Below are 18,927 nucleotides of genomic sequence, written 5' to 3'. Positions count from 1 at the left end.
CGAGCCACTGCTGCACCGCTATCGCCAGCAGTTCAAGGCCCAGTTCGGCGGCTGAGGCCGTCGCACGGCGTGGCGGAAGGGGGACAGCCCTCCCGCACGCCTCCCCTTTTCATTCGCGTTCCTACGACCGCCCGTAACCCCCCGCCTCATCCAAAACGAAGAACACAAGGAGACTTTTCCCAATGAATCAAACCACGCTCTCACTGCTGGCATTCCTGCCACTGGTGCTCGCCGGCGTGCTGCTGATCGGCTTTCGCTGGCCGGCGCGGCACGCCATGCCCATGGTGTATGTGATCACCGCCTTGATCGGCCTCTTCGCCTGGGACATGAGTTTCAACCGGGTGCTGGCCTCGACCCTGCAGGGCCTGATCCTGACGGTGTCGATCCTGTGGATCATCTTCGGCGCCATCCTGCTGCTCAACACCCTCAAGCACTCGGGTGGCATCGCCGCCATTCGCCGCGGCTTCTCCAACATCAGCCCCGACCGCCGCGTGCAGGCGCTGATCGTGGCCTGGCTGTTCGGCTGCTTCATCGAGGGCGCATCGGGCTTCGGCACGCCGGCCGCGGTGGCCGCACCGCTGCTGGTCGCGCTCGGCTTTCCGGCGCTGGCCGCGGTCGTGCTGGGCATGATGGTGCAGTCAACCCCGGTGTCCTTCGGCGCGGTCGGCACGCCGATCATCGTCGGCGTCGGCGCCGGCCTGGATCGCAGCGGCATCACCGCCCAGCTGGCGGCGCTCGGCAGCGACTGGGACAGCTTCTTCATGCTGATCACCGGCCGCGTCGCCATCGTGCACGCCCTCGTCGGCATCTTCATGCCGCTGATCATGGTGATGGTCATGACGCGCTTCTTCGGCCGCAACAAGTCCTGGACCGAAGGCCTGGCGGTGGCACCGTTCGCGATCTTCACCGCGGTCAGCTTCGGCCTGCCCTACATGCTCGCCGGCGTCTTCCTCGGCCCCGAGTTCCCGTCGATGATCGGCGCCATGGTTGGCCTGGCCATCGTCGTGCCGGCGGCCAAGCGCGGTTTCCTGCTGCCCAAGGAGAACTGGGACTTCGCACCGCCCAAGGAATGGCCTTCCGAGTGGATGGGCAAGTTCGAGATGAAGCTCGACCAGATTGCGGGCAAGACCCCGATCTCCACACCGATGGCCTGGGCGCCCTACCTGCTGCTGGCCGCGGTGCTGGTGGCCACCCGCGTCATCCCCGAGCTCAAGGCCTTCCTGCTGAGCATCAAATTCGGCTGGGTCGACATCCTCGGCGAGAAGGGCATCAGCGGCAACATCGAGCCGCTCTACCTGCCCGGCGGCATCCTGGTGTTCGTCGTGCTGCTGACCTTCTTCCTGCATCGCATGCACGGCCGTGAGCTGGTGAAGGCGGTGGGCGAGTCGAGCAAGACCCTGCTCGGCGCCGGCTTCGTGCTCATCTTCACGATCCCGATGGTGCGTATCCTCATCAACTCGGGCGTCAATGCCTCTGGCCTGGCCTCGATGCCGGTGGCGATGGCGCAACTGGTGGCCGACAGCGTCGGCGGCGTGTATCCCTTCTTCGCCCCCTGGGTGGGTGCGCTCGGGGCCTATATCGCCGGCTCCAACACGGTGTCCAACCTGATGCTGTCGCAGTTCCAGTTCAACACCGCCGGCCTGCTCGGCGTGTCGGGGGCGATGATGGTGGCGCTGCAGTCGGTCGGCGCGGCCGCGGGCAACATGATCGCCATCCACAACGTGGTCGCCGCCTCGGCCACCGTGGGCCTGCTCGGCCGCGAAGGCACGACCTTGCGCAAGACCATCCTGCCCACGCTGTACTACCTGATCGCCGCCGGCACCCTGGGCACGATCGCGATCTACGTGCTGGGGGTCACCGACCCGATCCACGCCGCACGCTGATCCGCAGCGCCACAGCACGCCCGGCGTGGGGCAGGCAGCAGCCCGCCCCACGCCGGCACACCGATGAATCGCCGACGAGACCTTGCTCGCCAGCGGTCCATGCCTTATACTCCGACGTTTTTCGCATCTACCGATCAGGAAAATCAGATGGTCGTCATTCGCCTTGCCCGTGGTGGCGCCAAAAAGCGCCCGTTCTTCAACATGGTTGTCGCCGATTCCCGCAATCGTCGTGACGGTCGCTTCATCGAGCGCGTGGGCTACTACAACCCGATCGCCTCGGGCGCCGAAAAGGGCCTCGTGGTCAACACCGAGCGCCTGGCCTACTGGGAGCAGAACGGCGCCCAGTTGTCGCCGACGGTTGCCCGCCTGGTCAAGCAGGCCGCCAAGGCTGCAGCCTGATCAGCGTCTGTCTGCTGCGGCGGAAAGAGGCATGATCGTACTGGGGCGCATCGTCGCCCCTTTTGGCGTTCAGGGCTGGGTCAAGATTCACCCCTTCGGTGACGACCCGGCTTCCTGGCGCAAGATGTCGCACTGGTGGCTCAGCCGCGACGACACGGCGCCGGACGCGCAGTGGAAGCAATACACGCTCAACGCGTGCCGCGTGCACGGCAAGGGGCTGGTCGCCGCACTGGCGGAAGTCCCCGACCGCAGCGCGGCAGAAGCCATCGACGGCTACTACATTGCCGCGCCGCGCGAGGCCCTGCCCGCCACCGCGGAAGGCGAGTACTACTGGGGCGACCTGGTGGGCCTGGCTGTCGACAACGAAGCCGGCGAGGCGCTGGGAACGGTCAGAGGACTGCTGTCGACCGGCGCGCACGACGTGCTGCAGGTGCAGGACGGCGAAGGTGAGGACGCGACCGAGCGACTGATCCCCTTCGTCGCCGCCTACGTCCTCGATGTCGACCTCGCCGCCCGGCGCATCCGGGTGAGCTGGGAAAAAGATTGGTAGACGGCGGAGCGCAGCAGGCGATGCCGCCCATGGGGCTGTCGGCGGGACTGCGTCGCTATGACGTGATCACGCTGTTCCCGGAGATGTTCGCCGCCCTCACCGCGAGCGGCATCACGCGGCGGGCGAAGGAGCGCGGGCTGTACGAACTGGGGTTTCACAACCCCCGTGACTTCACCCACGATCCGCACCGCACGGTCGATGACCGCCCCTATGGGGGTGGACCGGGCATGGTGATGCTGGCCGAACCGCTGGCACAGGCGATCGCCACGGCACGCAGCGCGCAGCGGAGCGCGCACGGCAGCGCCGGCCGCGTGATCTACCTGTCGCCGCAAGGCCGCAGGCTGGATCAGACGGTGGTGATGGAACTTGCTGCCGAGCCCGGCCTGGTGCTGTTGTGCGGCCGCTACGAAGGCGTCGATCAGCGCCTGATCGACCGCGAGGTCGATGAAGAACTCTCGCTCGGCGACTTCGTGCTGTCGGGCGGGGAATTGCCGGCGATGGTGCTGCTCGACGCGATCGTGCGGCAACTGCCCGGCGCATTGAATACCGCCGGTTCGGCGCAGGAGGACTCCTTCGTCGACGGCCTGCTGGACTGTCCGCACTACACGCGGCCAGAGCTTTACGAGGACGAACGCGTGCCCGAGGTCCTATTGTCAGGCAACCATGCGGCGATCCGCCGCTGGCGGCTCAAGCAGTCGCTGGGCCGCACCTGGCTGCGCCGGCCAGACCTGCTGGCGGCGCGGACATTGAGCAAGACCGAATTGAAACTGCTTGAGGAATTCAGGCAGGAGCAAGCCGGGGCTGAGGACGTGCTGCACACGCAGCGCGCCTGAAGGCCCGATTACAAACGGCAGGCATCAGGTTGCGACCTGCTCTGCTGCCAGGCCGATGCACCCAGGCAGAGGCCGATAACATCGACGGAGTTTTGCAATGAACCTGCTTCAGCAACTCGAACAGGAAGAGATGGCCCGCGTTTCCGAGGGCAAGACCATCCCCGAATTCGGTCCCGGCGACACCGTGATCGTCCAGGTGAAGGTCAAGGAAGGCACTCGCGAGCGTCTTCAGGCCTACGAAGGCGTGGTCATCGCCAAGCGCAACCGGGGTCTGAACTCCTCCTTCATCGTCCGCAAGATCTCCTCCGGCGAAGGCGTCGAGCGTACGTTCCAGACCTACTCGCCGCTGGTGGCCGGCGTCGAAGTGAAGCGCCGCGGCGATGTCCGTCGCGCCAAGCTCTACTACCTGCGCCAGCGTTCGGGCAAGTCGGCACGTATCAAGGAAAAGCTGGACTACAAGGCCGCCGCTGCCAAGCGCGCTGCCCAGCAGCAAGGCTGATTGCCGGGTCCCGGCAAGACAGCAACAAAAAACGGGCTTCGGCCCGTTTTTTTGTGCCCGCCCCACCGCCGCCGCGTCAGCGGCGCTCGACGTAATGCAGCATCCACGCTGCCGCGCCCAGGAAGATCAGGCTGGGCGTCAGCGCCGCCATGATCGGCGGCCAGGCGTTGATCATGCCCAGGTTGGAAAACAGGCCGTTGAGCAGATGGAAGCCGACGCCCAGCATCACGCCCATGAAGATGCGCGCACTGGCCCCGCCCATGCGGTCATGGATGAAGCCGAAGGGCATCGCCAGCGCCATCATCACCAGCGCCGCGAACGGATAGACCACCTTCTTCCAGAGCGCGATCTCGAAGCGGTCGGCGTTCTGGTTATTGTCCCGCAGGTGGCTGATATAGGACCACAGCTTGCCGAAGGGCATGTGCTCGGGCGCCACCATCAGCACGCTCAGCACCTCCGGCGTGAGGTCGGAGCGCCAGCCGATCTCGGGCAGCTTCTCGACCTCGGTGCGCTCACCCAGGAAGTTCGTGCGCGACACCTCGAGCAGCTTCCATTCACCCGAGCCGTCGTACACCCCGCGCTTGGCCTCGCTGATCGACAGCAATTCGTAGTCCTCGCCGAAGGCATACACGCGTGCGTTGCGCATCGTGCGATCCGGCATCAGGGTGCGCACGTTGATGACGAGGCGGCCATCCTTCACCCACAGCCCCGAGCGCAACTGCTGCGACACGGTCGCCTTGGTGGCGGTGAGCTTCCATTCCTGCGCGGCGTTCTCGGCCGGTGGCGCGATGTACTCGCCGATGGCGAAGGTAAGCACGACGAAGACGGCACCGATGATGCCGAGCATGCGCACCAGCGTGAGGTTCGACATGCCGGCCGCCCGCATCACGGTGATCTCGGAATGGCGCGCCAGCGTCGCCAGCGCATACAGCGTGCCGATCAGCACCGCGATCGGCATCAGCTCATAGACCCGCGCCGGCAGCGTCAGCAACACGAACACCAGCGCCTGGTAGAGGGTATAGCCGCCCTTGCCCACGTCCTCGAGTTCGTTGATGAAGTCGAAGAAGGCGAACAGGCCGAGGAAAGCCACCAGCACGAGGGCCGTGGCGCCGAAGATCTCGCGCGCAAGGTAGCGCAGCAGCACGGCGCTCATGTCCGCCTCCGCCAGAACGGCGAGATCGCCAGACGCTTGTAGAACATCAACGCCAGCAGGCCCAGCACCACCAGGTGCGGCAGCAGCAGGCCGGTGGCAAAGCCGATGCGCCCTTGCGCCACCCAGGACTGGAAGACCGAGATCGCGTTGCTGTAGAACAGATACACCAGCAGCGCCACCAGCATGTTGTTGGCCCGTCCGGCGCGCGGATTGACGAAGGACAGCGGAATCGCCAGCAAGGCCAGCAACAGCGCCACCAGCGGTGCGCCGACGCGCCCGAGCAGTTCGCCCAGCGCCGGCTTCTCGGGCGCCGCCAGCAGCGCCGCCGTCGGCAGCGCGCGGATCCGCGACGGCGCGCCCACGGCCCTGGCCTGCTCGACCAGCACCTCGTAGCGCTCGAACTCCATCACCCGATACTGCGGCGTGCCGGGCTGGCCATCGTAGCGTCGCCCCTTCTCGAGCACGACGAAGCGGCGGCCTTCCTCGTCGCTGCGCAGGTAGCCCTCCGCCGACACGATGACCACCAGGCCGCCGTCGCGCGTCTGTTCGCTGACGAAGACGTTGCGCACGCGACCGTCCTCGCCCGCACCCACCTCGACGAAGAACACCCGCTGCGCGCCCGACGATTCGCGGAACACCCCGGGCGCCACCCGGTGGGTATCGTCGCGGCTGTCGAGCAACTGGCGATATTCTGCGCTCTTGAGCTGGGACCAGGGCGCCAGGTACAGCGAGCCGGCGCCGATCACCACCACCAGCGGCACGGCGAACATCAGTACCGGGGCAATCCAGGCCGTGAGCGGCACGCCCGAGGCAAACCACACCACCATCTCGCTGTCGCGGTAGCTGCGCGACAGCGATACCAGGATGGCGATGAAGAGGGTCAGCGTCAGCACCGTGGGCAACTGCGCGAGCGCGCCAAAGCCGATCAGCGCGGCGACCGCATCGGCCGGCACACGCCCGCCCGCCGCCTGCCCGAGCAGGCGGATGAGCACGGTGGAGATCAGGATCGCAAACAACGCCACGAACACCGCGGCCGCCGTCTGGGCGAATTCCCGTTGCAGGGCGCGCCGGAAGATCATCGGGCGAATCTTATGAAACCGAGTTATGAAGGCGAAGGAGAAGCCCGGAATGCATCCGCAGCCGATGTCGTCGGGAAGCGATTTTGACGCCCCGCTCGCGTACGGGCCATAATCGCTGGCAATCCGAACCAAGCGTTTCTTAAAGGAAAAAGCGGATGGAATTTACCATAAAGACCGGCAGCCCGGCGAAGCTCAAGACCGGCCTGCTGGTGCTCGGCGCCTTTGCCGGCGGCAAGCTGCCGGCGCTCACCGCCGCCGTCGATGGCGCCGCCGAAGGCCGCATCGCAGGCCTGATCAAGCGCGGCGATCTCGACGACAAGGCCGGCTCGACCCTGCTCATGCCCGAGCTCGCCGGCACCCAGGCCGAGCGCGTGCTGCTCGTCAGCCTGGGCAAGGAAGACGAGTTCGGCGACAAGGCCTATCGTGACGCGCTCGCCGCGGCGGCCAAGGCGCTCGCCGCCAGCGCCGCCAAGGACGCGGTGCTGACCCTGGCCGACGTCGAGCTCGCGCACCGCAGCCAGACCTGGCGCCTGCAGCAGGCCGCCCGCCTCCTCGCCGACGGCGCCTACCGCTTCGACGCCCTCAAGTCCGACAAGGACAAGAAGGACAAGAAACACCGCGGCGGGAAGAAGCTGGCCCTGCTCGTCAGCACCGAGCTCAGCGCCGAACTCGACACCGCCGTGCTGCGCGGCCACGCCATCGCCACCGGCATGGCGCTGGCCAAGGACCTCGGCAACCTGCCCGGCAACATCTGCACCCCCACCCACCTCGCCGACACCGCCCAGGCGCTGGGCAAGCAGTACAAGTTCGACGTCGAGGTGCTCGAGCGCGCCGACATGGAAAAGCTCGGCATGGGCTCCCTGCTGTCGGTGGCGCGCGGCTCGCACCAGCCGCCCAAGTTCATCGTCATGGAATACAAGGGCGGCAAGGCGAAGGCCAAGCCGATCGTGCTGGTCGGCAAGGGCATCACCTTCGACACCGGCGGCATCTCGCTCAAGCCCGCCGCCGAGATGGACGAGATGAAGTACGACATGTGCGGCGCCGCCAGCGTGCTCGGCACCTTCAAGGCGATCGCGCAGATGGGCCTGCCGATCAACGTCGTCGGCCTCATCCCCACCACCGAGAACATGCCCGGCGGCGCAGCCACCAAGCCCGGCGACGTGGTCACCTCGATGTCGGGCCAGACCATCGAGGTGCTCAACACCGACGCCGAGGGCCGTCTGATCCTGTGCGACGCGCTGACCTATGCCGAGCGCTTCAAGCCCGAGTGCGTGATCGACATCGCCACCCTGACCGGCGCCTGCGTGGTCGCGCTCGGCAAGATCCCCAGCGGCCTGCTCGCCAATGACGACGAGCTCGCCGCCGAGCTCCTCAGGCGCGGCACCGAATCCGGCGACCGCGCCTGGCAGTTGCCGCTGTGGGAGGAGTACCAGGAGCTGCTCAAGAGCAACTTCGCCGACATGGGCAACATCGGCGGCCGCTACGCCGGCACCATCACCGCGGCCTGCTTCCTGTCGCGCTTCACCAAGGCCTACAAGTGGGCGCACCTCGACATCGCCGGCACGGCCTGGGTGTCGGGCGACGCCAAGGGCGCCACCGGCCGCCCGGTGCCGCTGCTGTCCGAGTTCCTGATCGGCCGCACGCAAGCCAGCGCGAGCTGAGCGGCCCCTTGCCGCAGCCTGCATGAACACCCGCGTCCATTTCTATCACAACACGCCCGACCGCCTCGCCCTCGCCGGCGAGCTGGTCGGGCGGGCGCTCGAACGCGGGCGCAAGGCCGCGGTGCGGCTGCCGGACGCCGCCAGCCTGAAGCGCTTCGACCAGTTGTTGTGGACCGGGGAGGCCCTGTCCTTCCTGCCCCACGTGCCGATCGACTCCCCGCTCGCGGCCGAGACGCCGGTCGTGCTCGGCGCCGCTGGCGCCGACGAGGCCTGGCCGCATGCCGACATGCTGTTCAACCTCGCCGACGACGTCCCGCCGGGTTTCGATCGTTTTCGTCTGCTGGTCGAGATCGTCGGCCAGGCCGAGGCCGACAGGTTGCCCGCACGGGGGCGCTGGAGCACTTACAAGCAGCACGGTTGCGAGCTAAAGGCCTTCGACGCCGAGCTGAGGGTCGCCCTGTGAGGCCGCAGGCATGAGAGAGTGGCCCGCCTTGCCGCCCGACGACGAGCTCGCGCGCGCCGACGACCTGCTCAACCAGGCCGACGCATTGCTGCGCCGCCACCACATCAGCGACGAGCCCGCACCCGCCCGCACCGATGACTGGGCCCCGGGCACCGAGCTCGATGACGACGATCTGCCCATCCTCACCGAAGTGGTCGACGACTTCGAGCTGCCGCATCCGCTGCCGCCGACGCCAGCCCGTGCGCCGACCGGCTTCGAGCGCCCGCCGGTGCCGGAAGCGGCCGCCGCCGCCGCCGCGGCGGCGCTGTCCGTTTCGACCACACCCAGCCCCGCCGCGCTGCAGGATGCGCTGTCGGCGAAGCTGGCCGAGCGCCTCGTCGAACTCGACACCGAGATCGCGCGTGAAATCGGCAACTGGATCGCGATGGAGATGCCACAGATCCTGGCGCGCGAGCTCGACCAGCTCGCTGCCCGCGTGCAGGCCGAGATGCAGGCCCACCTGCGTGCCACCCTGCTGCCCGAGCTGTCGGCCCGCGTCGGCAGCCTGCTGGACCACAAGGCCGCCCCGCACGCCGGGCCGGACCGGCCTTCGGGGGGCTGACCGGCCGGCCTTCGGACAAACCTCGCGAGCCCTACTTGCCGTACATCAGCCCCGGCAGCCAGGTCGCGATCGCCGGGAACACCACCACCAGCCCCAGGGCCAGCACCTGAATGGCGAGGAACACCAGCGACGAGCGGAAGATCGTCGCCATGCTGATCGAGGCCGGCGCCACGCCGCGGATGTAGAACAGCGCATAGCCGAAGGGCGGGCTGAGGAAGCTCATCTGCATGTTCACCAGATACAGGACGCCGAACCACACCAGCACCTGGTCGGGGCTCGGCCCGGGCAGGCCGAACAGGCCGTCGAAGGTGAGCTGCTTGATGATGGGCACGAAGATCGGCACCGCCAGCAGCAGGATGCCCACCCAGTCGAGGAACATGCCCAGAATCACCAGCAGCACCATCATCAGCAGCAGGATGCCGTAGGGCGACAGGCCGGTGCCGAGCAGGGTGTCGGTGATGAAGGTCTGGCCGCCCTTGAGGATGTAGAGGCCGACGAAGATCGACGCCCCGAAGATGATCCACAGCACCATCGCGGTCGCCTTCACCGTCGACAGGCTGGCGCCGAACAAGCCCTCCAGCGTCAACCGCCGATGCAGCACGGCGACGATCATGGCGCCGAAGGAGCCCAGGCCGGCGGCCTCCACCGGCGTGGCAATGCCGGTGAACAGCAGCCCGAGCACGGTGACGACGAGCGCGATCGGCGCGATCAGCCCGCGCAGCAGCCTGATCTTGGCAGCCACGCCGATGCGCTCGGCCACCGGCACTGCCGGCCCCACCGCCGGGTTCAGGTAGGCGCGCAGCAGCACATAGGCGATGTACAGGCCCGACAGCATCAGGCCCGGCATCACGCTGCCGGCGTAGAGCTCGCCCACCGACTGCTGGGCCACCACCGCGTACAGGATGGCGAGGATCGACGGCGGGATCAGCACGCCGAGCGCGCCGCCCGCCATGATCGAACCGAGCGCGATCTGTTCGTCGTAGCGGCGCTTGAGCATTGCCGGCAGCGCGATGATGCCCATGGTGACGATCGCCGCGCCGACCACGCCGACCATCGCCGCCAGGATCGTCGACGCGAGGATGGTCGCCACCGCCAGCCCGCCGCGCAGGCCGCCCATCCACTGGTACACCGCGTCGAACATCTCCTCGATCAACCCCGCGCGCTCGAGCATGGTGGCCATGAAGATGAACAGCGGGACCGCCGCCAGGTCGGGGTTGGTCATCATCGGGAAGATGCGGCTCGGCACCATGTTGAGCATGGCCGCATCCCCCACCAGGTAGAGGAAGACCACGCCCAGGCCACCGGCGACGAAGGCCAGCGGCAGGCCCGCCATCAGCAGCACGAACAGCGAGCCGAACATGATCCAGGTCAGCGGGCCCATGTCGACGTTGCCGAGCACGCCCTGCAGGCGGAACAGGAAGTAGTCCTCGCCCCAGGGGTCGTAGAAGGCGATGTTGACCGCCTCCACCGCCATCACCACGGCGAGCAGCAGGGCGAGCCCGTAGACGATGTAGCGATAGGCGGGGCTCCCTCCCCTGGCCTGGTCAGCAACGGTGCTCTGCATCTCAGTGGTGCTCCTGACAGGCGCGCTCGAAGCGGCGGATGTCCTTGATCAGATGGGAAATGCCGGCCAGCAGGATGAGCACCGCGCCCAGCACCAGGGTCGCCTTGACCGGCCAGTACTGCACCTGCCAGGTCTCCAGCGAGCGCTCACCCATGTTGTAGCTGTCGCTGAAGAAGCGCCAGCCGGTGGAGATCATCACCAGCACGAAGGCAAAGAAGAACACCGAGGTGATCACATCGATCGCCCCGCGCGCGCGCTGGGACAGCTTGGTGTAGATCACGTCGACGCGGACGTGCGAGCCATGCAGCAGGCCGTAGGCGCCGGCGATCACGTACTGCATGCCGAACAGCAGATAGCTGCTCTCGTGCACCCAGATCGTGGGCTGGTTGAAGGCGTAGCGCATGACCACCTCATAGGTGTAGGCCAGCACCGCATTGACGCTCCACAGCGCCACGAACATGCCGGTGCGATCGCTCAGCCAGTCGACCGCGCGCTCGAAGGCGCTCGCCCCCTCCTCGTGCTTGACCGCCGGCAGCACGCCCTTTGCGCGCGCAGCGACGATCAGCAGCAGCGGCATCACCGCCAGCCAGCCCCAGTAAGCCCAGTGGGGCATGACGAAACCGAATCCCTTGAGCTCGTACATCCTGTCCCGCTCCGCAAATGAAGCGGGTCGGCCCCGCAGGCCGACCCGACACGCCGTCAGATCAGAGCGACTGCCCCTTGAGATCGTCGTCGGTCACATAGCCGAGCAGGTCGTTCTTCATGAACTCGAGCTGCATCCTGAACACGCGCCCGGCGTCCGCATCCTTCTTCGCCCAGTTGAACCAGATCGGGATCGCCGCCTTGCGGAATTTCTCGATGTCGTCCGGCCCCATGCGCGACACCTCGCAGCCCGCCTCGCGGAACTTGGTCATCGCCGCCATGTTCGCCTTCTGGATCTCCACGAAGTGCGTCACCGAGTAGGTGCGGACCTGGTCCTCGACCAGTTGCTGCATCTTCGGGTTCAGGCGACGCCAGGCGCCCATGTTGATGGTGAGATCCATCAGGTCGACCGGCTGATACACGCTCATCGTGCCCGGCGGCCCGAACAGGATGTACTTGGTCACCTGATGGAAGCCGAGGTCGTAGTTCACTGCCGGGCCGACGTAATCGGCGGCGTCGATCGTGCCCTTTTCCAGCGCCGGGAAGATGTCCGAACCGGGCAGCGCCACGGTCGAGCAGCCGAATGCCTGGAAGACTTCCGCCACCATGCCGCCCGGCAGGCGGATCTTCTTGCCCTTGAGGTCATCGACCGAGCGGATCGGCACCTTGGAGTGGATGATGTTGGCGTCGTGGTGGATGGGGCCGACGAAGTACAGGCCCTGCTTGGCGTAGATCTCGCGCGCCATCTCGAGCATGCCCAGGCCGTAGTACATCGTGTCCCACTGCGCCGGCTGGTCCGGCCCCATCGGATACGAGGACAGGAACACGGTGGCCGGAATCTTGCCCGCCCAGTAAAGGGTGAAGGGGTTCATGCCCTGCAGCACGCCGCTGCGCACCGCATCGAACAGCGAGTTGTTGTCGGCCGCGACGGCCTTTGCCGGGAAGGGCTGGATCGTAAGCTCGCCGCCCGACTTCTCCTTGAAGCCGTTGCACCAGGCCTCGAACAGGCGGTAGCCGGTGGTCCCCGCATCCCACACCGACTGCACCTTCCAGGTCGTGCCCGCCTGGGCCTGCGCGTTGCCGATGAAAGGGGCGCTCACCAGCGCGCCGGCCGCGGTGGTCTTGAGCATGTCGCGTCGCGTGAATGTCTTGCTCATGGTGTCTCCTTCCCTCTTCGTGGTGAATGTCGTGCAAGCGTCACTTATTCCTGCAGCGCAGCAATCAAGCTGCTGGACCTCCCCGCCACAAAGCCGCCGCCTGCGCTCGAAGTGACTCCGAAAGATGCCTAGGGAATTCCCCAACATCGCCAGGACGCGCCATGTACGGGAAAACCCGCAGGACTACAGCCCCTATCAGGCAGTGGCGTCAGCGCATCTTGCCCCCATTCAAATGGCCCGCAAACCCTGCATAAGGAATATCGCTTATGCTTCACCGGAATTAATAATCCGGCATCTGCCGCGCCCATGCCATGGACAAACTGACCGGCCTGCAACTGTTCATCCGCCTCGTCGAGAGCGGCAACTTCTCGCGCACCGCACGCGACATGAAACTGTCGCAACCGACGGTGACCAAGCACATCGCCGCGCTCGAATCGCGCCTCGGCGTGCGCCTGCTCAACCGCAACACGCGCGGCATGCGGCTGACCGAGGCCGGCGCGCTGTATTACGAGCGCTGCAAGATCATCGAGCGCGAGCTTGAGGCCGCCGACCGCCTGGTCACCAACCTGGGCGAGGACATCTCCGGCCCCTTGCGCATCGCCTGCCCGGCCGGCCTCGGCCGCCACGTCATCCTGCCGCTGGCGCGCGAGTTCATGGCGCGCAACCCGGGTGTGCGCTTCGACCTGCAGCTCGACGACCACACCCTCAACCTGCTCGAGCATGGCATCGACGTCGCCGTGCGCATGGGGCGCCTGGCCGACTCCGCGCTCGGCAGCCGCCAGCTCGGCCGCAACCCCTGGGTGACGGTGGCGAGCCCGAGCTATCTCGAGCGCCAGGGCATGCCCGTCAGCCCGGACGAGCTCGCCACCCATGACTGCCTGGTGTACAGCAGCGTTCAGGGCGACCAGCGCTGGCACTACCGCGCCGCCGACGACAGCGCGGTGGCGGTCGCGGTCAGCGGCCCGCTGCGCACCAACGACATCGACTCCATCCTTGCCGCCACGCTCGCCGGCATGGGCATCGCCGCCCTCCCCGCCTACCTCGCCCGGCCCGCCATCGTGCGCGAGGCGCTGGTCCCGCTGCTGCCCCACCACACGCTGCCCGGGCAGCAGATGCACGCCGTCTATCCCTCGCCGCGCCTGGTGCCGACCAAGGTGCTGGCCTGGATCGAGTTCCTGCAGAGCCAGTTCGGCGATCCGCACTGGGTCGCGCGCGACTGGGCGCTGGCGACTCCGCGCTGAGCGCCTCGCGCATCCCGCGAGCGCACACGGGCCGCGCCGACGCATCCGCTATAATCCGCCCTTTGCCTTCACGCGCTAAAGACACCATGGAACTGGCCAAGAGCTTCGAGCCCGCCGACATCGAACGTCGCTGGTACCCGGAATGGGAATCCCGCGGCAATTTCGACGCCGGACTCGACACGTCGAACCCCAACGCCTTCTGCATCCTGCTGCCGCCGCCCAACGTCACCGGCACGCTGCACATGGGGCACGGCTTCAACCAGACGATCATGGATGCGCTCACGCGCTACCACCGCATGCGCGGCGACAACACGCTGTGGCAGCCGGGCACCGACCACGCCGGCATCGCCACCCAGATCGTCGTCGAACGCCAGCTCGACGCCCAGGGCGTTTCGCGCCACGACCTCGGCCGCGAGAAGTTCCTGGAAAAGGTGTGGGAGTGGAAGGAGTACTCGGGCGGCACCATCACCCGCCAGATGCGTCGGCTCGGCACCAGCCCTGACTGGAAGCGCGAGCGCTTCACGATGGACGAGGGCCTGTCCAAGGTCGTCACCGAGACCTTCGTGCGCCTTTACAACGAGGGCCTGATCTACCGCGGCAAGCGCCTGGTGAACTGGGACCCGAAGCTCGGCACCGCGGTGTCCGACCTCGAGGTGGTGTCCGAGGAAGAGGACGGCAAGCTCTACCACATCCTCTACCCCTTCTCCGACGGCCCGGTCGGCGAGCTGCGCGGCCTGACGGTGGCCACCACCCGCCCCGAGACCCTGCTCGGCGACGTCGCGGTGATGGTGCACCCGGAGGACGAGCGCTACGCTCACCTCATCGGCAAGACGGTCGAGCTGCCGCTGACCGGCCGCCACATCCCGATCATCGCCGACGACTATGTCGATCGCGAGTTCGGCACCGGCTGCGTCAAGGTCACGCCGGCGCACGACTTCAACGACTACGCGGTGGGCGGACGGCACAACATGCCTTGCATACGCATCTTGGCGTTGGACGGGACCATCATTTCCCCCACCACCGTCAGATCTGCTAAGGAGATTTTCTGGAACTACGATGCGTACGACGAAGAGGAGCGTCCTATCCACGCAGTCCTCTACGACTTGATGGCGGAGTGCTCAAAGGCTTCTTCAATTGATGAGGCCGTATCTCTGGTAATTCCGCCTAATTACCAGGGGCTCGACCGTTTTGATGGACGCAACGCGATCGTTGCAGATCTGGAAACCGCCGGCCTGCTGGTGGAAGTCAAGGCGCACAAGCTACAGGTGCCGCGCGGCGACCGCACCGGCGTGGTGATCGAGCCGATGCTCACCGACCAGTGGTTCGTCGCGATGTCGAAGCCGGGCGCGGATGGCAAGTCGATCACGCAGAAGGCGCTCGAGGTCGTCGCCTCGGGCGAGATCAAGTTCTACCCCGAGAACTGGGTCAATACCTACAACCAGTGGCTCAACAACATCCAGGACTGGTGCATCTCGCGCCAGCTGTGGTGGGGCCACCGCATCCCGGCCTGGTATGACGACGAAGGCCGCATCTACGTCGCCCAGAGCGAGGAAGTGGCCATCGCCCACTGGAAGGCCGACCTCGAAGCCGAGATCGCCGGCCTGCAGGCCGAGGTCCAGGCCCGCCAGAGCCAGGGCCAGACCGCCGAGGACTACCCGGAGCTCGCCGAGCGCCTTTCCGTGCTGCACGCCCGCCACGACGCCGGCCACCTGCGCCAGGAAGACGACGTCCTCGACACCTGGTACTCGTCCGCGCTGTGGCCCTTCTCGACGCTGGACTGGACCGCCGAGTGGCCCGAGAAGAGCAACGACGCGCTCGACCTTTACCTGCCCTCGACCGTGCTCGTCACCGGCTTCGACATCATCTTCTTCTGGGTCGCGCGCATGGTCATGATGACCAAGCACATCACCGGCAAGATCCCGTTCAAGCACGTGTATGTGCACGGCCTGATCCGCGATGCGGAAGGCCAGAAGATGTCGAAATCCAAGGGCAACGTGCTTGACCCGATCGACCTCATCGACGGCATCGCCCTCGACAAGCTGGTCAAGAAGCGCACCTACGGCCTGATGAACCCGAAGCAGGCGCAGAGCATCGAGAAGAAGACACGCAAGGAATTCCCCGACGGCATCCCCGCCTTCGGCACCGACGCGCTGCGCTTCACCTTCGCCAGCCTGGCCAGCCCGGGCCGCGACATCAAGTTCGACCTCGCGCGCTGCGAGGGCTATCGCAACTTCTGCAACAAGCTGTGGAACGCCACCCGCTTCGTGCTGATGAACACCGAGGGCCAGGACTGCGGCCTGGGCGATCACGGCGCCGACCAGTGCGTGCCCGGCGGCTATCTCGACTTCTCCTTCGCCGACCGCTGGATCGTCTCCCGCCTGCAGCGCACCGAGGCCGAAGTCGCGACCCAGTTCGAGGCCTACCGCTTCGACCTCGTCGCGCGCGCGGTGTATGAGTTCGTGTGGGACGAGTACTGCGACTGGTACCTCGAGCTCGCCAAGGTCCAGATCCAGACCGGCACGCCTGAGCAACAACGCGCCACCCGCCGCACCCTGCTGCGCGTGCTGGAGACCGTGCTGCGCCTGGCCCACCCGCTGATCCCCTTCATCACCGAGGAGCTGTGGCAGACGGTGGCGCCGCTCGCCGGGCGCAAGGACGGCGACAGCATCATGCGCGTGCGCTACCCGCAGGCCGACCTGGGCCGCATCGACGAGGCCGCCGAGGCCAGGGTCGCCGAACTCAAGGCGATGATCTACGCCTGCCGCAACCTGCGCGGCGAGATGAACATCTCCCCTGCCCAGCGCCTGCCGCTGATGGCGGCGGGCGACAAGGCCGCGCTGGCGGTGTATGCGCCCTACCTCGCCGGCCTGGCCAAGTTGTCGGAGGTGCAGGTGGTCGACGAGATCGGCGCCAAGGAGCTCGCGCCGGTCGCAGTGGCCGGCGAAACCCGCCTGATGCTGAAGGTGGAGATCGACGTCGCCGCCGAGCGCGAGCGCCTGAAGAAGGAGATCGCCCGCCTCGAAGGCGAGATCGCCAAGGCCGAGGGCAAGCTCGGCAACGCCAGCTTCGTCGACCGCGCCCCGGCCGCGGTCGTGGCGCAGGAGCGCGAGCGCCTGGCAGGCTTCAAGGCCACGCTCGACAAGCTCAAGCCGCAGCTGACCAAGCTGGGCGGCTGAAGCCCGGCGCGCAAGACGCCGGCAAGACCAACAAAAAACGGGCCGCGGCCCGTTTTTTGTTGGTGGCGCGGCGATCGCGCCGGCTTGTCGCGTCTTACTTGCGCTTGAGGAAGAACTCGAACGCCTTGTCCGCGGTCTCGGCCTGGCCCACCAGCTCGTTGCCGGTCTGCCGCGCGAAAGCCTGGAAATCCTTGACCGAGCCAGGATCGGTGGCGAGCACGCGCACGACCTGACCGGACTGCATCTCGGCGAGCATCTTCTTCGCACGCAGGATCGGCAGGGGACAGTTCAGCCCACGAGCATCCACTTCCTTGTCGAAATTCATCCTTTGTCCTCTGTCCAGGGTTCTGTTCGGGCCCATGATTCTAATGGATGCCGCCATACGCCGAAAGGCGCGCACCGCCCTTGCCGGGCAGCGCTGGCGGCCAGGCACAGCACGGCAGACCCCTCAGGGCAGCCGCCACGCTCAGCGCTCGCGCCGCTCCTCGAGCAGGCGCTGCTGCAGCTCGCGCAGCCGCGCATCCACGGCCGACAGCTCGTAGAAATCGCCGTCGCCCGCCCGCCGCGCGATCTCGAGCTGCTCGATCGCCGCCGGCAGGCTGCCGCGCAACACGTAGACCTCGGCCTGGGCCCGATGCTGCGCGGTGCGCCGGCCCAGCTCGGCATTGGCGCGCGACAGCAGCTGCCACAGGCGCGGGTCGGCGCTGCGGGTGTCGATCATGCGCCGCACCCCCGTCGCCGCCTGCTCGGCCTGACCGCCCTGGATGCGCGCCTCGGCGAGCAGGTAGACCAGGCTACGATGAGCGGGAAACTGCTGCTGAGCGGCCTCGAGCGTGCGGATCGCAGCCGGCGCCTGCCTGCGCGCCAGGCTGATCTCGGCCGCGAGCGACGCCAGCCAGGGCGAAGGCGCCGCGCGCGCGCGCAAGGCCTCGATCTGCCGCGCCGCCTCGTCGGCCCGCCCCGCACGCAGCAAGGCCCGCGCCAGGCCGTAGGCGACGGCCTCGTCCTGCGGACTGCGGGCGAGCAGGTCCTCCATGTCGCGCACCGCATCCGCCGGCTGGCCGGCGTTGGCCCGCAGCTTGGCTCGCACGTAGCCGAAATCGGCCGAATCCAGCACCTGGCGATAAGGCATCGCGGCAACACGGTTCTCCATGTCGGCGATGCGCTCGGTGGTCAGCGGGTGCGTGCGCAGATAGGCCGGCGCGTTGTTCTCGTACATGCGCGTGGCCCGCTGCAGGCGCTCGAAGAAGCTCGGCATGCCGCGCACGTCCAGTCCGGCGCCATGCAGGGTATCGAGGCCCACACGGTCGGCCTCGCGCTCGAAGGCGCGGGTGTAGCCGAGCTGCGACTGGATCGCGCCCGCCTGGCCGGCGGCGATCGCCGCCTGGCTCACGTCCGAGTTGCTGCGCGCCGCCAGCACCGCCACCAGCAGCGAGGCCACCATCAGCATCGCCGACTGGCTCTGCTTGCCGACGATCTGCGCGATGTGTCGCTGGGTGACGTGCGCGATCTCGTGCCCCAGCACCGACGCGAATTCGGACTCGGTCTGTGCCGCCAGCAGCAGGCCGGTGTGCACGCCGATGTAGCCGCCCGGCAGCGCGAAGGCGTTGAGCGTGGGGTCGCGCACGACGAAGAAGTCGAAATCCTGCGTCGGGTTGTTGCTGGCCGCCGCCAGCCGGTGACCGAGGCGATTGACGTATTCCTCGACCTCGGGGTCGTCGAGATAGGCGGCATCGCGCCAGCGGATCTGGCTGATGATCTGCTCGCCGATACGGCGCTCGGCAGCGGGCGAAAGCTCGGACGCCGCGACGTCGCCCAGATCCGGCAGATCGTAGGCAAGAACAGGCAAGGGCGCTGGCAGGGCCAGCGCCAGGCTGAGCAGCAGGGCAAGAGGTCGGCGCGTCATCGGGTGCTATGATACCCGCCGATCCGAACCCGTTCCCCTGCCCGATGTATCGGTGTGTTGAGCAAGCCTGCTCGGGCCGTCGCGCGGCGCACATCGAGCTCGGCCGCTGCCTCGCAGAGG

The 18,927-nt window shown here is 67.3% G+C and carries 17 protein-coding genes; 10 read left to right on the top strand and 7 right to left on the bottom strand.

What is annotated here, in order from left to right:
* Nucleotides 1-182: 182 nt before the first annotated feature.
* The 5 genes from PLC66_RS14140 (at nucleotide 183) to rplS (ending at nucleotide 4,164) form a co-directional block, all read left to right on the top strand.
* Entirely contained in the window at nucleotides 183-1,883 is a 1,701-nt protein-coding gene (locus PLC66_RS14140) for an L-lactate permease (protein ID WP_324541493.1), read from the top strand.
* Nucleotides 1,884-2,030: 147 nt separating this feature from the next.
* Nucleotides 2,031-2,282, top strand: a complete 252-nt coding sequence (rpsP, locus tag PLC66_RS14135) for a 30S ribosomal protein S16 (RefSeq protein WP_002923624.1) — start codon at nucleotides 2,031-2,033, stop codon at nucleotides 2,280-2,282.
* A gap of 31 nt (nucleotides 2,283-2,313) precedes the next feature.
* A complete protein-coding gene (rimM, locus tag PLC66_RS14130; RefSeq protein WP_324541489.1) occupies nucleotides 2,314-2,832 on the top strand; it encodes a ribosome maturation factor RimM in 519 nt (172 codons plus the stop codon).
* Between the two features lie 29 nt (nucleotides 2,833-2,861).
* Nucleotides 2,862-3,665: a tRNA (guanosine(37)-N1)-methyltransferase TrmD gene (trmD, locus tag PLC66_RS14125; protein WP_324541496.1), complete on the top strand. Its 804-nt coding sequence runs from the start codon at nucleotides 2,862-2,864 to the stop codon at nucleotides 3,663-3,665.
* A 97-nt stretch (nucleotides 3,666-3,762) separates the two neighbouring features.
* Complete coding sequence (gene rplS, locus PLC66_RS14120) at nucleotides 3,763-4,164, top strand: 50S ribosomal protein L19 (protein ID WP_324541487.1); 402 nt, start codon at nucleotides 3,763-3,765, stop codon at nucleotides 4,162-4,164.
* 76 nt (nucleotides 4,165-4,240) lie between these two features.
* On the opposite strand, the gene lptG is transcribed toward rplS, so the two are convergent.
* Nucleotides 4,241-5,317, bottom strand: coding sequence for an LPS export ABC transporter permease LptG (gene lptG, locus PLC66_RS14115; RefSeq protein ID WP_324541485.1), 1,077 nt, complete (start codon nucleotides 5,315-5,317; stop codon nucleotides 4,241-4,243).
* A complete protein-coding gene (lptF, locus tag PLC66_RS14110) occupies nucleotides 5,314-6,396 on the bottom strand; it encodes an LPS export ABC transporter permease LptF (protein ID WP_324541483.1) in 1,083 nt (360 codons plus the stop codon). The genes lptG and lptF overlap by 4 nt, the downstream gene beginning before the upstream one ends.
* A 155-nt stretch (nucleotides 6,397-6,551) precedes the next feature.
* On the opposite strand from lptF, the gene PLC66_RS14105 reads away from it, so the two are divergent.
* The 3 genes from PLC66_RS14105 to PLC66_RS14095 are packed head-to-tail and all read left to right on the top strand — an operon-like array spanning nucleotide 6,552 to nucleotide 9,121.
* Nucleotides 6,552-8,057 (top strand): leucyl aminopeptidase, encoded by a 1,506-nt coding sequence (locus tag PLC66_RS14105; protein WP_324541481.1) that lies wholly within the window; start codon nucleotides 6,552-6,554, stop codon nucleotides 8,055-8,057.
* Nucleotides 8,058-8,079: 22 nt separating this feature from the next.
* Complete coding sequence (locus tag PLC66_RS14100) at nucleotides 8,080-8,520, top strand: DNA polymerase III subunit chi (RefSeq protein WP_324541479.1); 441 nt, start codon at nucleotides 8,080-8,082, stop codon at nucleotides 8,518-8,520.
* Between the two features lie 10 nt (nucleotides 8,521-8,530).
* Complete coding sequence (locus PLC66_RS14095; RefSeq protein WP_324541477.1) at nucleotides 8,531-9,121, top strand: hypothetical protein; 591 nt, start codon at nucleotides 8,531-8,533, stop codon at nucleotides 9,119-9,121.
* A gap of 31 nt (nucleotides 9,122-9,152) precedes the next feature.
* On the opposite strand, the gene PLC66_RS14090 is transcribed toward PLC66_RS14095, so the two are convergent.
* From PLC66_RS14090 to dctP, 3 genes are all read right to left on the bottom strand, one after another.
* Nucleotides 9,153-10,685 (bottom strand): TRAP transporter large permease, encoded by a 1,533-nt coding sequence (locus tag PLC66_RS14090; RefSeq protein WP_324541475.1) that lies wholly within the window; start codon nucleotides 10,683-10,685, stop codon nucleotides 9,153-9,155.
* A gap of 1 nt (nucleotide 10,686) precedes the next feature.
* The gene (locus PLC66_RS14085) at nucleotides 10,687-11,328 is read right to left on the bottom strand and encodes a TRAP transporter small permease subunit (protein ID WP_324541473.1); all 642 of its coding nucleotides are present in this window, start codon (nucleotides 11,326-11,328) and stop codon (nucleotides 10,687-10,689) included.
* Nucleotides 11,329-11,389: 61 nt separating this feature from the next.
* Nucleotides 11,390-12,484: a TRAP transporter substrate-binding protein DctP gene (gene dctP / locus PLC66_RS14080; protein ID WP_324541470.1), complete on the bottom strand. Its 1,095-nt coding sequence runs from the start codon at nucleotides 12,482-12,484 to the stop codon at nucleotides 11,390-11,392.
* Nucleotides 12,485-12,795: 311 nt separating this feature from the next.
* Here dctP and PLC66_RS14075 point away from each other — a divergent pair, with 311 nt between their 5' ends.
* Both PLC66_RS14075 and PLC66_RS14070 read left to right on the top strand, forming a co-directional pair.
* Nucleotides 12,796-13,725 carry a LysR family transcriptional regulator gene (locus PLC66_RS14075; protein WP_324541468.1) on the top strand — a complete coding sequence of 310 codons (930 nt, stop codon included), beginning with the start codon at nucleotides 12,796-12,798 and terminating at the stop codon, nucleotides 13,723-13,725.
* 86 nt (nucleotides 13,726-13,811) lie between these two features.
* Nucleotides 13,812-16,901, top strand: a complete 3,090-nt coding sequence (locus tag PLC66_RS14070) for a valine--tRNA ligase (protein WP_324541466.1) — start codon at nucleotides 13,812-13,814, stop codon at nucleotides 16,899-16,901.
* 94 nt (nucleotides 16,902-16,995) lie between these two features.
* Here the strand turns inward: PLC66_RS14070 and PLC66_RS14065 are convergent, their stop codons facing one another.
* Nucleotides 16,996-17,226 carry a sulfurtransferase TusA family protein gene (locus PLC66_RS14065; RefSeq protein ID WP_324541464.1) on the bottom strand — a complete coding sequence of 77 codons (231 nt, stop codon included), beginning with the start codon at nucleotides 17,224-17,226 and terminating at the stop codon, nucleotides 16,996-16,998.
* Between the two features lie 141 nt (nucleotides 17,227-17,367).
* Nucleotides 17,368-18,807 carry a M48 family metalloprotease gene (locus PLC66_RS14060; protein WP_324541462.1) on the bottom strand — a complete coding sequence of 480 codons (1,440 nt, stop codon included), beginning with the start codon at nucleotides 18,805-18,807 and terminating at the stop codon, nucleotides 17,368-17,370.
* Nucleotides 18,808-18,927 lie beyond the last annotated feature (120 nt).

This window comes from Thauera sp. (assembly GCF_035444905.1).
In the GTDB taxonomy this organism is placed as follows: domain Bacteria; phylum Pseudomonadota; class Gammaproteobacteria; order Burkholderiales; family Rhodocyclaceae; genus Thauera.
Note: the sequence above shows the minus strand (reverse complement) of the source record. Positions and strands in the feature narration are given on the sequence as shown.

Coding starts and splice junctions, on each gene's coding strand:
- PLC66_RS14140 (WP_324541493.1), top strand. CDS start 183: ATGAATCAAACCACGCTCTCACTGCTGGCATTCCTGCCACTGGTGCTC.
- rpsP (WP_002923624.1), top strand. CDS start 2,031: ATGGTCGTCATTCGCCTTGCCCGTGGTGGCGCCAAAAAGCGCCCGTTC.
- rimM (WP_324541489.1), top strand. CDS start 2,314: ATGATCGTACTGGGGCGCATCGTCGCCCCTTTTGGCGTTCAGGGCTGG.
- trmD (WP_324541496.1), top strand. CDS start 2,862: ATGGGGCTGTCGGCGGGACTGCGTCGCTATGACGTGATCACGCTGTTC.
- rplS (WP_324541487.1), top strand. CDS start 3,763: ATGAACCTGCTTCAGCAACTCGAACAGGAAGAGATGGCCCGCGTTTCC.
- lptG (WP_324541485.1), bottom strand. CDS start 5,317: ATGAGCGCCGTGCTGCTGCGCTACCTTGCGCGCGAGATCTTCGGCGCC.
- lptF (WP_324541483.1), bottom strand. CDS start 6,396: ATGATCTTCCGGCGCGCCCTGCAACGGGAATTCGCCCAGACGGCGGCC.
- PLC66_RS14105 (WP_324541481.1), top strand. CDS start 6,552: ATGGAATTTACCATAAAGACCGGCAGCCCGGCGAAGCTCAAGACCGGC.
- PLC66_RS14100 (WP_324541479.1), top strand. CDS start 8,080: ATGAACACCCGCGTCCATTTCTATCACAACACGCCCGACCGCCTCGCC.
- PLC66_RS14095 (WP_324541477.1), top strand. CDS start 8,531: ATGAGAGAGTGGCCCGCCTTGCCGCCCGACGACGAGCTCGCGCGCGCC.
- PLC66_RS14090 (WP_324541475.1), bottom strand. CDS start 10,685: ATGCAGAGCACCGTTGCTGACCAGGCCAGGGGAGGGAGCCCCGCCTAT.
- PLC66_RS14085 (WP_324541473.1), bottom strand. CDS start 11,328: ATGTACGAGCTCAAGGGATTCGGTTTCGTCATGCCCCACTGGGCTTAC.
- dctP (WP_324541470.1), bottom strand. CDS start 12,484: ATGAGCAAGACATTCACGCGACGCGACATGCTCAAGACCACCGCGGCC.
- PLC66_RS14075 (WP_324541468.1), top strand. CDS start 12,796: ATGGACAAACTGACCGGCCTGCAACTGTTCATCCGCCTCGTCGAGAGC.
- PLC66_RS14070 (WP_324541466.1), top strand. CDS start 13,812: ATGGAACTGGCCAAGAGCTTCGAGCCCGCCGACATCGAACGTCGCTGG.
- PLC66_RS14065 (WP_324541464.1), bottom strand. CDS start 17,226: ATGAATTTCGACAAGGAAGTGGATGCTCGTGGGCTGAACTGTCCCCTG.
- PLC66_RS14060 (WP_324541462.1), bottom strand. CDS start 18,807: ATGACGCGCCGACCTCTTGCCCTGCTGCTCAGCCTGGCGCTGGCCCTG.